Annotated in this window: 10 protein-coding genes and 1 pseudogene; 2 read left to right on the top strand and 9 right to left on the bottom strand. The window is 64.2% G+C overall.

Features of this window, described 5'->3' with window-relative positions:
* Positions 1-75: 75 nt before the first annotated feature.
* The 5 genes and pseudogenes from OIE68_RS39395 to OIE68_RS39380 all read right to left on the bottom strand — a co-directional run bounded on the left by OIE68_RS39395 (position 76) and on the right by OIE68_RS39380 (position 5,019).
* Positions 76-1,050 carry an alpha/beta hydrolase gene (locus OIE68_RS39395; protein WP_419150842.1) on the bottom strand — a complete coding sequence of 325 codons (975 nt, stop codon included), beginning with the start codon at positions 1,048-1,050 and terminating at the stop codon, positions 76-78.
* A gap of 83 nt (positions 1,051-1,133) precedes the next feature.
* Positions 1,134-2,099, bottom strand: coding sequence for a glucosyl-3-phosphoglycerate synthase (locus OIE68_RS39390; protein WP_327095975.1), 966 nt, complete (start codon positions 2,097-2,099; stop codon positions 1,134-1,136).
* Positions 2,100-2,132: 33 nt separating this feature from the next.
* Positions 2,133-2,570: a hypothetical protein gene (locus tag OIE68_RS39385; protein WP_327095974.1), complete on the bottom strand. Its 438-nt coding sequence runs from the start codon at positions 2,568-2,570 to the stop codon at positions 2,133-2,135.
* Between the two features lie 320 nt (positions 2,571-2,890).
* Positions 2,891-3,601, bottom strand: a pseudogene (locus OIE68_RS47265) (glycosyltransferase family 39 protein); the annotation flags it as partial.
* A complete protein-coding gene (locus OIE68_RS39380; protein ID WP_327095973.1) occupies positions 3,598-5,019 on the bottom strand; it encodes a condensation domain-containing protein in 1,422 nt (473 codons plus the stop codon). The pseudogene OIE68_RS47265 and the gene OIE68_RS39380, both read right to left, overlap by 4 nt.
* 219 nt (positions 5,020-5,238) lie before the next feature.
* Here OIE68_RS39380 and OIE68_RS39375 point away from each other — a divergent pair, with 219 nt between their 5' ends.
* Positions 5,239-6,249 carry an alpha/beta hydrolase gene (locus OIE68_RS39375; RefSeq protein WP_419150841.1) on the top strand — a complete coding sequence of 337 codons (1,011 nt, stop codon included), beginning with the start codon at positions 5,239-5,241 and terminating at the stop codon, positions 6,247-6,249.
* 9 nt (positions 6,250-6,258) lie between these two features.
* Here the strand turns inward: OIE68_RS39375 and OIE68_RS39370 are convergent, their stop codons facing one another.
* Together OIE68_RS39370 and OIE68_RS39365 are read right to left on the bottom strand one after the other, a co-directional pair.
* The gene (locus OIE68_RS39370; protein WP_327095971.1) at positions 6,259-8,700 is read right to left on the bottom strand and encodes a hypothetical protein; all 2,442 of its coding nucleotides are present in this window, start codon (positions 8,698-8,700) and stop codon (positions 6,259-6,261) included.
* 508 nt (positions 8,701-9,208) lie between these two features.
* Positions 9,209-10,765 (bottom strand): amino acid permease, encoded by a 1,557-nt coding sequence (locus tag OIE68_RS39365; protein ID WP_327095970.1) that lies wholly within the window; start codon positions 10,763-10,765, stop codon positions 9,209-9,211.
* A gap of 338 nt (positions 10,766-11,103) precedes the next feature.
* Here OIE68_RS39365 and OIE68_RS39360 point away from each other — a divergent pair, with 338 nt between their 5' ends.
* Positions 11,104-12,381, top strand: coding sequence for a lipase family protein (locus OIE68_RS39360; RefSeq protein WP_327101979.1), 1,278 nt, complete (start codon positions 11,104-11,106; stop codon positions 12,379-12,381).
* Here OIE68_RS39360 and OIE68_RS39355 read toward each other — a convergent pair.
* Together OIE68_RS39355 and OIE68_RS39350 are read right to left on the bottom strand one after the other, a co-directional pair.
* A complete protein-coding gene (locus OIE68_RS39355; protein ID WP_327095969.1) occupies positions 12,335-13,378 on the bottom strand; it encodes a GlxA family transcriptional regulator in 1,044 nt (347 codons plus the stop codon). The genes OIE68_RS39360 and OIE68_RS39355 overlap by 47 nt on opposite strands.
* 53 nt (positions 13,379-13,431) lie before the next feature.
* The gene (locus OIE68_RS39350) at positions 13,432-14,310 is read right to left on the bottom strand and encodes an alpha/beta hydrolase (RefSeq protein WP_327095968.1); all 879 of its coding nucleotides are present in this window, start codon (positions 14,308-14,310) and stop codon (positions 13,432-13,434) included.
* Positions 14,311-14,367 lie beyond the last annotated feature (57 nt).

Here is a 14,367-nt window from a genome sequence, read left to right as displayed (position 1 = left end):
ATACGCACCTGGCGGTCGATGGTGAAGCGACACAAAACCTTCGGCGGATTTCGATGACGCGCACCGAGCCGACACTCACTCGGTCAGCGCGGCTTCGAGTATCGGCCAGGACTTGTGCAGGTCCTCCTGCCAATAGCCCCAGGAATGCGTGCCGTTCGATCGGAAATCGAAGGTGGCGGGAATGCCGAGGGATTCGAGCCGGTCATGCAGTTGGTGGGTGCACATGTTCATGACCGCTTCCAGCGGCACACCGAACATCACCTGCCACACGAGCTGGATCAGGTCGCCCCGCGTGCCTTCAGGGGTGTCCAACGGGCCGAGTGCACCGGTGCCCGCGGAAACATAGATGGCGGTGCCGCGCAACCGATCGGCGTGCAGGTAGGGATCATTGGCGGCCCACGCCGGATCCGCGGGCGGGCCCCACATATTCAGGGCATTGCCGCGCCACCGCGCGACGACGCCGGTGACGAACGCCTGTCCCTGCGGATCACTGGTGCGGACGCAACCGCTGTACGAACCGATCGCCCGGTACCGGCCTGGCGCCGACAGTGCGAGTTGGAACACCGAGGTCGCGGACATCGAAAGCCCGGCAATGGCATTGGCGCCGTTGCCGTTGAATGCCCGGTCGATGATCGGCGGCAGTTCTTCGGTCAGGAAGGTCGTCCAGCGCTGCCGCCCGAGCAGCGGATCATCGGACTTCCAATCGGTGAAATAGCTGCCCGCGCCGCCGATGGGGATGACGACATTGACCTGTTTATCGCGGAAGAAGTCCGCCACATCGGTTTCGTCGTACCAACTGCCGCCGACACCGCCATTGGCCCCGTTGAGCAGGTACAGCGTGGGTGCGGACGCGTCCTCGTCCCGGGCGCGCAACACCTGTGCGGGGAAGACGGTGTTCATCGCGGCCGAATACACGGATATGTCGATCAGGCGGTCGTTCCGTTGCTGGATGCGGTCCAGGCGCGACCCGTCGGCGGACACCGCTATCGGTTCCTGCGGTGGCTGGGCGTGCACCATAGCGGCAGGTGCGCCGCAGATCACGAGAACCATTGCGACACACAACAAGCGGACTCGAGCAGGCCCGGTGCTGTCGATGGAACCGATCACGAATACTCCTGAGCGATACAAAGTTTCTACCAGGCAAAAAGTGTGTGTTCGACTGCGGCGGAGACGATTTCGTCGGTTACCGGTGGCGGGGGCAGCGCCGACATAGCGGGGCGGTCGGCCAGGGAGACCGTGCTCGTTGTGCGTCGCCAAGTCGTGCCGTCGGGGCGGTATTGGATCAACCCGCGGCCCGAGTCGCGAATACCGAACCGGTCGAGCATGGTTGCGACAATCTGGCGGCTCATGGCGGCCAACTCGTGGGTGGGCCGGTTGCGGTGGATCCGGGTGCCGAGGTCCACCTGGCCGATAGCCGGTGCGCCGTGGCGCTGCCAGGTATCGATGAGGATGCCGATCTCGACGCCGTAGCCGGGCGCGAACGGGATGCTGGTCAACAGGTCTCGCGTCGCCGCGTATTCCCCGCCGAGCGGCTGCAGCACCTCCGCGAGTTCGGGGGCCAGCGCGGCGAGCAATGGACGCGCCACCAGTTGGGTGACGCGCCCGCCGGCGTCGGCGTCGCCGAATGGATCGGTGGCCAGTGGCCGCCGATAGAAGCCCTTGACCAGCTTCAGTTGCTCGTCGAATAGCAGCGGCGCCACCAAGGCCGGTACGAATCGGGGGTCCGGCGCCACTAGGTCGGAGTCGTGGAAAACGATGACATCACCGTTTGCCACCGCCAGCGAGCGCCATAGCACCTCGCCTTTGCCCGGGCGTGGCGACAGTCCCCCGAGGGCCTGCTCGCGGGTGTAGACCGCGGTCGCACCGGCCGCTCGGGCTCGCACCATGGTGTCGTCGGTCGAGCCGGAGTCGATGACGATCAGTTCGTCGACGAGCGTGCCGACGAGCTCGCGGATCGAGGCGATCACATCGGTGATGGTGTCCTGCTCGTTGAGCGCCGGGATGACGACGGACACGATGCGCTCGCCTTTGCGATCGACAAGCTCTGGCAGCGACCAGGTTCGCTGGAACCAGGCAATGCCGGTGCTCGTATATGTCATTGAGAGTCCCTTTCCTCGAAAACCACGGGGATGTCAGATACCCGGGTCGAGCACGTTGGTGATCAGTTGCGGCCAGGTTTCGGCCCAGGGGCGGATGATGTGGTCGCAGCGCCAGATGACGATCTCGCGGTTGATACCGGGAAATCCGCGTCGATCATCAATGCGCGCCACCGACGTGACATCCGAAAATGTATGTCGCAAAATCGGTTCCGCTGTTTCAGGAGCGACGTACAGCACCGTGGAGTGGGTCTCCGACGGCTGACCGAAGTAGGCGAATCCGCGGTTGGGGCTGTAGATCGCGGGCCGGTCGGTGCGGCCGAGTCGGTCCAGCGCGCTCGCTTGCCAATAGGTTTGCGTAACAACGACTGTGTTGGCGCGCTCATCGAGATAGACTGTGCGGTAAGCGATATCGACGGCTGCGGCCAGTTCGTACCAACCGCTGGTGCCGAATACGCGCATTCGGGTGGACAACTCGCTCTGTGTATTCGTCGGCCGATCTCGGGCAGCCGACGATACCGGCAACAGAAACACCACGGCCACAGCGATTGTCGCGGCGAGCGCGGACAGGGCGATTCCCGTAGCCTTCGCCCACCGAACAGATACGGCCGCAGCGCGGAATGCCTCGTCAAGGCCCAAATGCCAACCAGGGCAAGGAATCCGCCGATGCCGGTCAGCATGGCGAACTGCATCGGCAATCCGGCGACGCCACCGCTCGCGGCCTGCTGTTCGGCTCGTATCGTCGCACCCATGGCCAGTTGTGGCCACCCATGCCGCGCCTGCCACACCAGTCCTGGTAGGACCGACACCACCGAAAACGCGGCACCGAACCACACGGCAGGCGGCCGAAGCAGATCTCTCGGACCGAAAACAATGACGCCGAGACCGATACCGGCGATCAGCACCGGAGCCAATAGTTTCACCTGTAGATCCAGCGCGACCACCGCGGCGGCCACGATCAGGAGCCGATCGTCACGAATCCGAATCCAGTACACGGTCAACCAGATCAGCGCCGAAACCAATGTGGCATCGAGGGCGAAGGTCGACAGCGTGGCCGACTGGGTGATCGCGAACGGGCAGCAGGCGTAGGCCAGTGCCGCCAGTACCTGCGCGAAACGCCCGCCGCCGAATTCGCGGGCCGACGCGGCGGCCGTGACGATCGCGAGCAGAGCCGCCATGATCGACGGAATACGCAGTGCGACAAGTGAACCCGTATCAATCCAGTCCACGCATCGAGCGATGAGTGGTAGCAATGGGCCCTGGTCGACGTAGCCGAAGGAGAGCCGATGACCGGCCGATAAGAAGTACAGTTCGTCACCGAAGTAGCCGTACCGGTCCGCTCGCGCCAGCAGTACGACCCCGACGAGCCCGGTGATTGCGGCCACAGGACGTAATGCAAACGGCGGCAGTGTATTTCGCAGATCAGCGTCATGTGCCCGGGTCGCGCTGGTCACCAGCGCCTCGTCGGCAAAGCAAGGGGCGACGCGGAAAAGCCGGACAATCATGACAAGACGTCGACCCGCACGGCATAGTCACCGTCCGCGACCACCGCGGTAATAACCGCGGTCAGCGCCTTCGCATACCGGTCGATCGACGCGTGCGCCTGCGGGGTATCCGGAAACATCAGGCTCAGCGTGGTCACCTCGTTGAACCGGTTTATCCAGAGGTAGACCTCGGTCGCACTGGCCCGATTGCCGTACAGACCGCCGTTGATCCGATCGAACATTTCCGCGCCCGCCATCCTGCGGACGTCGACATACGACAGCATCGGCGCCGCCCAGCCCGGCTTCGTCCGGATGCCCAGATCCGGCGTGACCAGCTCGAGCACTCGGTGCGGCGAAATATCGGTCAGCTCCTTGGCCCGCCCGGTTGCGTCCTGGACCGAGGCAACGAGGGAGGTGAAGGTGTCATCCGGCCGGATCGCCGCGGTGACCGGAATGAGGTTGGTGTACCAGCCCACCGAGGTCGCCTCGCCGGGTGTGGCGCGGGTATTGGCCGGGGTGAGTCCGAAATACCGATCCCGACCGGTCAATTCGAGCTCCGTCATGGCGAGCACGGTGAATAGCCCGCCGATGAATCGGCCGCCGTGGTCCTGGCAGACCTGCTCGAATCGCAATGCTTCGGCCTCGCTCATCAGCGGCAGCGTCACCTGCGCACCCCGTATATGGTCCCCGTCGGTCAGTCCGAGATCCAGTGGAAACGACGGCATATCACCATCATTGAGGTGCAGCAGCTCGACCCACTGCCGGATCTGCGGTGATGCGAGCGTGAGTTGTTCATTGAGCCCGCGTTCGCGCGCACAATAGGCGAGGTGACCGTCGACGGGCGCGGAAGGCACTCGGCCGCCGGATAATTCGTTGCCGTACAGCGTCAGCAGATCCACACACGACAGCGCCTGCGCAACCCCGTCGGTGTGCAGATGATCCACTGCGCCATACACCGTAAACGAATCGCCGTGATCGATCACGCCGAAGCTGAAGCAATCCCATTCGAACGGACCCGGCGTTTCGGCCTGTACCCGCTCGCGAATCGCGACGCTGTCGGTGAATTCACCGTGGTCGGTAGCGACGAATTCGATATCCTCCGGCCGCGCCACATGCCGCACGATCCGGCCATCTGCGGTAAACGAAAACCAGCTCCAAAACGTGTCGTGCCGTCGCAGGAATGCGTTGCATGCGCGGGTCAGCGCATCGCGGACCGGAGCACCCGGAATATCGAAGGCAATCATGCACAATCGCGAAGCTCGAACGCCCGCATCGGCATTGCGATACGCGGTCCGCAGATACGCCTCCTGCTGGTAAGAGGGACCTGTTGCGTGTATCGGGGCGGTCCGCACCGCCGCCCGCGAGCTCGGCGACGCTGTCCATGCGGTGAGCCGACCGCCCTCGGGATGCCATTCATCGAAGAAACCGAAATTGACCAAAGGATGCCCTCAATTCGCTAATCCAGGAGAATCTCAGTCAACGGCACGCATTGCCTGTCGACCATGGCCGGGCTCGAACTTTGTGATGTCCCCCAGCAGCAATGCATTTCGCCGAAAGATCGTCCAAATAGCCTTATCTGCCCTGGTAATTGCCGACTATCGTGGCGACGGCATCGGATAGCGGGAAGGAAGAGTCGAGTGCGAACTGCGACAGGGCTGATGGCGCTCATCTCCGCGGTGAGTCTGGCCGCCGTGCCCGCACGCTCGGACCCAAGTGGCCCGATCACGGTCACCACGGCTACCGCCGCCGCTCGCCCCGCCGCCGACGGCTCACATCTCGTCGGCATGGTCGAGAATCCGGACGGCATGCTCGACCTGCGGCTGTACTCGGCCGCAATGGACACCGATATCCTCGTCAAAGTGCTTCGGGCACCGGATAGTTCGCTACCGACACCGACCCTGTACCTACTCAACGGCGCGAGCGGTGGCGCGGATGCAAGCAGTTGGCCCGAGCAGACGGATATCGTCGATTTCTTCCGCGACAAACAGGTCACGGTCGTCACCCCGATGGGTGGCAATGGCAGTTACTTCACCGATTGGCGCAACGACGATCCGATCCTCGGCCGCCAACGCTGGACCACCTTCCTGACCCAGGAACTACCGCCGATCATCGACTCGGCCTTCAACGGCAGCGGCGCCGACGCGGTCGCGGGGATCTCCATGGCCGCCACATCGGTATTTCAGCTCGCACTCGCGGCACCCGGACGCTACCGGGCCATCGGCTCCTACAGCGGTTGCGTCCAGACCAGTGACCCGCTGGGCCAAGCCATGATCGATGCCGTCGTCCTGCGGTGGCGGGGCAATCCGATCAATATGTGGGGGCCGCCCAGTGATCCGGCGTGGGCCGCCAACGACCCCTATGTGCATGCCGAAATGCTGCGCGGCACAGCCGTTTACGTCTCGACCGGAACGGGCGTCCCCGGAGCGCTCGATACCCTCGACGGTCACGGCATCCGCGGCAACGGAGGCAAACTCGTCGGCCAACTCGTCAATGGCGGTGTGCTGGAGGCCATCACCAACCAGTGCGCGCACGCACTGCGCGATCGCCTCCAACAACTGAGCATCCCCGCCACCTTCGACCTGCGCCCCACCGGCACCCACTCGTGGGGCTATTGGCAGGAAGACCTGCACAGGTCGTGGCCGATGATCCGCGACGCGCTGAACGGATAGCGCACCACCTCAATTCAGCCGGGCGCCGACCCCAGCCATCGGCGGGGCCCAGCCAGGCCGCCGTGGACTGCCTTGCCTCGGCGGCGTCGGCGTGTTCGTCGCTGTTCGTTTGGCCCCGCTCAACGCTTGGTCGGTGAGAACCGTATCGGAGATGTGGCCACGAGCAACGCGGAGCAACTCTTGGTCCGCCGGATTGCTCAATACATCGTTGACGCTGGTCAAGACGAGGTCTGCCTGCCTGCTTCCGATCTGCCCCAACATGCGCCTGGCGGCGAGGGCGTCGTTTGCGAATGGAGTACCGAACAATGGGCCCGACGTGACGGTGCCGCCACCGGCGACGGTTTGGAGAGCCCGGGCCACGTCCTCTGTGGGTGTGCCCAGGTATGCGGTGACGAATTGCTCCTCGTCCGTGGTAAGAGTGACGCCCGCGGGGGCCGAGCGCCGATACCGGAATGCGGCGGCCTGCAAGGTAGCGAGATCCGCCGCGACTTCGCCGGTAGAGCTGCCACCCTCGAGGAGTCGAAGCGACGAGTCCTGGACACGTTGGACTGCGGCTACCACGCGGCCGAGATGGTTATTGCCGAGCGTCCAGCCCTTGGCGTTGTCATCGACGATCGACGACGAACGAATGGCGTTGAACATGATGTCCTCGTCGGTGAATCCGGCGGCGAGCAATGCCGCCGGTGCATCGGTGATCTTCCCGCCGATATCCACCAGACCCTGTATCGCCGCGGCCGCGCCGCGAACGGTATTGATGCCGCCATTCGGCGTGGCAAGCGCGGCCTCCCGGGCCGCCCGCGCGAACACGGGCCGGTGCACGTATGCCTGGGCATAGGAGCCGTCGGGGCCACCCACACCTGGCGCGCCCCAGAATCCCCATTGCCCCAATTGCGCCTCACGCTCCATCCGGGAGAACGGCCGCAGCGGTGAACGGGTCCGTCCCCAGAGCCATTCGGTCGCAGGCGAATTGCTGACCGTGCTGAACGCGGCGAGAGCAGGCAGCATCCCCATACGCATGGAATGGCCCGCGCCGGTCACTCCCATGCCGAGGGCGGTCGCGCTGCCACCCGAACCGCGTGCGCCACCACCGCTGCCCTGCACGGCCAATGCGAACCGATTCGCAATCCATTCATTGCCGCGGTCCAGACTTTTACTGAGGCGTTTGAGCTGAAGGATCGCCACGATCTCGAAGATCGCGCCGATGATGAACACCACCATGACCTGATCACCGGCGAGCTTGAACAGGTCCCCCAGGATCAGCACATAAACGCCGAGAAAGATGGTGTAGGCAGTCATGCGTGCCGCGGCGACGAAGCTGTCGACGACATTGCGGATCAGGAACGTCTGCGTAGGTCCGTACACGAATCCGCCTGCGGCGAAACCGAAGATCGACATCAATCCGTGGTAGATCGTGTCGAGTGCCGCCCGGATCACCTTGATCGCGAGCACGGCCCCGAAAGCGAGCAGGATCGCCCCGGCCAGCAGCAGCAATAGGCCGGTGCCGATCTGTTCGAAATTCGGATTCTCCATCGATTCCTTGGCCGCGCTGTCCCCGCAGGCGCCGATCCCCTTTTTCACCCGGTCTTCGCTGCGCGCTGTGACACCGGCCGACCACGCGGCACGGCATGAGGCCTGCTCGTCGACTACATGCCCGAAGTTCCAGACCTGCAGCGGACGACGAACGAAGTTGTCGGTCAGCGTGCCCTGCATGGTCGCCACCATGTGGTGCGGATCGATATTGTTATCGCCGTTCAGCCCGGCAGCCACCGAAATGCCGAGATCGCGGCCCTTCGCGAGCAGGCCGTCCGACGACAGCACATCGGCCAGGGGCTCGGCAAGGAATATCGGTCCCAGCAATCCGACCATGATCATGGTCACCACTTGCAGGCTGGCTTTGGAGTAGAGGCCGCGCACCACGAACCACGCGACGAAGAATGCGCCGATCGTCGCGGCGGTCACCAGCATGATCGGCGTCGCGATCTGTCCGGTCAAGCTGTGCGCCACACCGAGCAGTGCTTTCGAGAAGAGGTTCAGCCACTCGAAACTCAGGGCGTAGCCGATCAGCCAGATCGCTGTGATCACAATGATTTTCCAGCCCGCGAATTCCAGGCCGATCACCAGGGAAATCGCGGTATCGCCCGGATTGAGCACACCGCCGTGGTCGGTGGCGAACACATAACTGGCGGCTTCGACACCCGAGGAATCGGCGACGTGGGTCCAGCCGAGCGCGCTGCCCACCGACGATCCGGCGGTGCGGGTGCCGCCTTCGGCCGTGGCCGAGGCAGTGGCGCCGAGTAGACCCGGGAAGACGACCAGAACGAAGACTGTGAGCAGGATCCCAACCGTCCAGCACCGCCGCCGCGTCGCGCGTATCCACGTCCGACACCGCCGCAGCACCGCGGGCAACTGCCAGCGATCCGGATCCCAGCAGTCCGATCTCCAGTTGTTCACTACCACTACCTGATTCGTTTCCGCGCACCCCGAACGCAGGCACGGCATGGCAAGACGGGCATCGAAGCGGACAAACCTCGGAGCTGCTCAACAGTCTCCGGAAACGACAGCTTCAAACGCTAACCACGCGCCGTGAACGACCACCCTCCGATCAGTGAACGGAGTACTGCGAAAACAGCGGAGCCCGTTGACTTTTCGTCTCCACCGCGACCGCGGCTGTTCACCGTTTGTTCGCCCTGCGCGGTCGCGGAACATTCGCGCTACCCGACGCATAATCGGGCGCGGATGTCGCCACAACGCTGCCTGTGGTCACGCTCGATCGAGCGCCGACTTACCACGAAAGTGGCTGTAGCCCGGCATTTTCCAGAAATAGCGAGCAAACCTACCGGGCTGTCCCCGCGCGGACCGCTAGCCCGATCGAGGAAGCGCGACGATTGCCCGCCCATCGCTGCGACCGCGAGTACGCGCCAACGCGAAAATCATCGGATCTCCCGATGTATACCGGCCCCTAGCGCGGATCCGGGTTGGCGTAGCGGGACTTCAGAGGCTCGATGATCACTTCCGGTTCGGCCGAAGGCCCGAGAGGCGGACGCTCGGCAACTACCTCGAACTGGCCGGTGTGATGTTGGCGGATGCGGGCTATTCGCAACACTTTTCGGCGCGCGAGGAACCAGCCGCCGACCAAAGCCGGCCCCAGGACGACGAGCATCACGAGTACGGCAATGCGCTGGACCATATCGCCGGTGCAGACCATCAGGACGACCACGGTGGCCAGGAAGAGCAGGGTCGCCACATCGGTGTAGGGGGTGCCGGGTAGGCGGGAGGCCGGGCGCCAGGCCAAACCGCGGCGCCATTCGCGCCAGAGTCGGAGGTGACAGAGCACAACCGCAGTCCACGACACAATGGTGCCGAGTGCGGACGCGTTCAGCACGATCTCGAATGCCTTGTCCGGCACCACCGCATCGAGTCCGACGCCGACCAGCGCGATTGCGCCGGTGGCGAGAATGCCGACGTACGGTACGCCCGCCCGCGACATACGCGCCGCCACACCGGGTGCGCTGCCGTTCATCGACATCGAACGCAGAATCCGGCCGGTCGAGTACAACCCGGCATTGAGGCTGGAGAACGCGGCGGTGAGCACGACCAGGTTCATGATCGAACCGGCCGCCGGCACACCGATTTTCGCGAAGAACGTGACGAACGGACTCTCACCGGCCCGAAAGACCGTATATGGCAACAGCAGTCCGAGCAGCACCAGCGAACCGACATAGAACAGTCCGATGCGGGCGATGACGGAGTTGATCGACCGCGGCATGATTGTCTCCGGATGTTCCGCCTCACCGGCCGCAATGCCGACCAGTTCGACTGCGGCATAGGCGAATACGACACCGGTAATGACCGTGACCAGCGGCAGCACACCGGTCGGGAACAATCCACCGTGCTGAGTCATCACCCCGACCCCGGTCTGCGCACCCTGAATCGGGAAGCGACCGGCGAGGAAGATCGTGCCGACGATCAGAAAGCCCACCAGGGCAACGACTTTGATCAGCGCGACCCAGAACTCCAGTTCGCCGAACCAGCGCACCGAGATCAGGTTGGTACTCACCACCGCGATCAGGGCGATGAGCGCGATCACCCAGTGCGGGACGACCTCGAACGCGCCCCAGTAGTGCACATAGGTGGCAATGGCGGTGATATCGACGATCCCGGTCATACACCAGTGGAAGAAGTAGGTCCACCCAACCGCGAAAGCCATCTTCTCCCCGTAGAACTCGCGCGCATAGGAGACGAAGGATCCGGCGGAGGGACGATGCAGCACCAGTTCGCCGAGCGCGCGCAGGATGAAGAAGACGAATACGCCGCACACCGCATACACCAGGAACAATCCCGGTCCGGCGCTGGCGAGTCGCCCACCGGCGCCGAGAAACAACCCGGTGCCGATCACCCCGCCGATTGCGATCATCTGCACTTGGCGCGCGCGCAGCGATCTGCGATAACCGACATCCTCGGCATGCAGCGCATCTGCGAGCGCCGATAACTCAACTGGTCCCCGAACTGCGATCACGACCAGGCCTTCCAGTAAGGGAAGTCATGTCGCGGAAGAATGTACCGTTATTTAGCGGTACATTCAATGCGTTTTATTTGAAGCTTCAATGGGTACCCTGGCGGTCCCGAAGGTGATATCCGGTCCGGGACACTCTCGGCCGAGCGGGTTCGTGCAGATGCACAAGACCCGAGGTCCAGGCTCTGCATCATGCCAATAGACCTGCGCCGTCAATTGCGGTGAGCTGAATCCAGCAAGCCGAACCCATGATCGGCTGGCGGATCAATGAACATTCGGAGGATGCGGTGAAGCGATCTCGGCGGCGGCTCGCGGTGCTGGCGGTGGCGGCAGGTCTGGCAATGGGCAGTGCCGGGGTGGCGCTCGCCGATCCGGGCTTCCCGCCGAATTTCCCACCGGATCAGAACCAGCTGCCGCAGTTGCCGACCGAGCCGCAAATCTATGATCTGCTGCCGATCCCGTCGCCGGATCAGGACCCGTGGTACGACGATCCCGCGGATCTCGCGTCGTATCAGCCGGGGCAGATCGTGCGCAGCCGCGAAGTACAGACGCGGGTGCTCGGCATTCCCTTCCCGGTTTATACCAAGCAGCTGCTGTTCCGCTCGAACGACGTGCACGACAATCCGATCGTCACCGCGACAACCGTTGTGGTGCCCGGCATTCCGTGGCAGGGCAGCCCCCGGCCGGTGTTGTCCTTCCAAGAGGCGATCGACTCCACCGATTCGGCCTGCAATCCCTCGCACACCATGCAGACCGGCACCATGAAGGAGTCGGCGCTGGTGATCTATTGGCTGGCACAGGGTTTCGCGATCAACGTGCCGGACTTCGACGGAAAGTTCAATACCTTCAACACCTATGCCGAGGGCAAGATGGTCCTCGACAGCCTGCGCGCGATGAAGAACGATCCCGCCCTCGACCTCACCGATTCCGGCATCGCGCTGTACGGATATTCCGGCGGCGGTTCGGGTTCCATTCGCGCGGCCGAGCTGCGCGCAAGCTACGCACCCGATGTGCGGCTGCTCGGCACCACCATCGGCGGCACGCCCGGTGACCTGGTGGCGGAGGCCAGGTATGCGACCCACGCGGAACCCGGGCTCACCGGCACCAGCAACTTCACCATGTGGCTCGGCTCCGCGAGTCTGGCCCGGGAATACCCGGACGTCTTCGATCCCGCCGATCTGCTGACCACCGAGGGGCAGCAGATCATCGAGGATGTCCGAAGTCGGTGCTACGCGAGCATTGCGCTCACCGGTGTCTACCGGCCCATCAGCGCCTACTATCAGCCCGGCAAGTCGCTGGAGTCGTCCCCGGAGATCCTTCGGGTCCTGCAGGGCAACAGCTTGGGCAAATACCTTCCGGATACGCCGATCCTGTGGTGGCACGGACTGTGGGATGAACTGATTCCGCCGTCGGTGGTGCTGCCTACCGTCCAAAGCTATTGGGAGCGTGGCGCGGATCTGCGCTTCTACACCGTTCCCGTCCCCGAGCACATCGTCAATGCTGTCACCGGCTGGCCGCCCGCGGTCGCCTGGACCAGCGCGGTGCTGCGCGGTCTCCCGCCGGGTCCGAAGTTCAAGGCGGATTTCCAGCCGCTGCCGCCCGGCTTTCCCGGTAGCTGAAATCGTCTGTGTCCGAACCGGAACCGGTGATCGCGAAATGCTGCCGGTAGCGGTCGGGTGTGGTGGCCAGTTGCCGGGAGAAGACCCGGTGCAGCGTCTCACCGTGCTTGTAGCCGACCGCTTTGGCGATCGCGACCACCGTCAGATCTGTGGTCTCGAGCAGTCGACGAGCCGCCTCGACACGCAGATTTTCTACGAAAGCCGCAGGCGTACTGCCGGTTTCGGCACGGAAGGCGCGGGCGAAGGCGCGCTCGCTCAGTCCCGCCCGAGCTGCCAATGCGGCCACGCTCAAGTCTTCGTCCAAGTGGTCGGGTAGCCACTGTTGTACGGCCCGAATCGCCGGGGTACGCGCCGGTTGCGCACGTAGTTGGGCGCTGAATTGTGCTTGGCCACCTGGCCTCCGGGTGAAAACGACGAACCATCGAGCGATCAGCTGGGCCACTTCGGTGCCGTGATCGGCCTCGACCAAGGCGAGCGCTAGATCGATACTCGCGGTTACCCCCGCCGAGGTCCACCGGTTGCCGTCGTTGACGTAGATCCGGTCCGGTTCGACCAGCACCCGCGGGAAGCGCTCGGCCATCACCGCACATGCTCCCCAATGCGTTGTCGCACGATAACCGTCGAGCAACCCGGCACCGGCCAACAGGAGCGAACCGGCGCATACCGACGCCACCCGCCGCGATCGCCGGGCAATGGCCGGGAGCTCGCGCACCACGTCGGCGGATACCGATGAGACGAAGGCTCCGTTGCCCCCGATCACGATCATGGTGTCGATCTCATCGTCACCGGCGGCGATCTCCGGCAGGGAATGTTCGACATTCATCGTCAGACCGCCGTCCACCGCGACGGTGCCCGCGCGCGGCGATGCCGTCACCAACCGGTAGGCCGGCGCGCCGACGATGGCGTTCGCCGCACCGAAAATGTCCATGGGACCGGCCAATTCGATCAGCTGGATGCCGTCGTAGACCACGAGGACAACCGTGCGAGGCGTCGACACGTTCCTATCATCACCGCATTCCCCCAGGACTGTCACGGCAATGTGCAGTCCGATCACCCCGCGTGCCGGACCGGTGCGACCACACCGGCGGCATGCCGTCCGAGAAAGGGAATGATCAATTCGGCGACGCGGTCACCGAACTGCGCATGCGGATAGTGCCCGCCGTTCTCGATGACAGCCACCTTGCCGATGCCCATGGGCATCGCCGCGACGATCGCCATGGCTTCGCCCTTCGGGTCCGGAAAATCGGGATCCTCGGCGCCCATGATCACCAGTGCGGGCCGGTGCACCTCCGACAGCGCCGCCTCGGCATCGACCGGACTGGTCTTACTCGTCTTCCTGAACTCGCGCCACCGGCCGGGTTCCCGCAGGGTCGTGAACACGCCGTCGAGATAGTTCGGAAAGTCCTCGGGCTTGGTCGGATAGGCGATATCGAGGTACCTGCGCCATAACCGAGGCGACCCCAGCAGCAGCGTGCCCATCAACCGCACCAGCCCGCGCCGGTACCGCGGCACCGTCCACAGAGCACCGAAATCCAGTCGCTGCCTCCTGGTGAACGGGTTGATCTCGACGATGGCGCTGACGAGTTCGGGCGCCTCGGCTGCGGCAATGGTCGCGGCACCGCCGGAAATACAGTGGCCGACGAGCACCGCGGGGCCGCCGAAATGCCGGATCACACTGAGCAGATCGCCTGCGACATCGGTTCGGCTGATGGCCGGCTTCCCGGTCACCGACGGCCAGCCGGGGCTGGATTCGCCGTGCCCACGCAGGTCGGCATTCACCACCCGATAGCCCGCGGCGGTCAGTCGCGGTACGAGATGGCGATAGTCGTGCCGGGAAGTTCCGATACCGTGCGAAAGCACAACCAGCGGTCCGTCTCCGACGACATCGCAGGCGATCCGCCCCTCCTCGAATGTCACGAACTCGGTCATTCGTCTTACCTTCCAAGCGTTTTCGAAACGTCGCGTGGCGCGCGATGTGCTCGAATT

It is taken from the genome of Nocardia vinacea (assembly GCF_035920345.1).
In the GTDB taxonomy this organism is placed as follows: domain Bacteria; phylum Actinomycetota; class Actinomycetes; order Mycobacteriales; family Mycobacteriaceae; genus Nocardia; species Nocardia vinacea_A.
The sequence above is the reverse complement of the archived record's forward strand: the minus strand, read 5'-3'. Positions and strand labels throughout refer to the sequence as shown.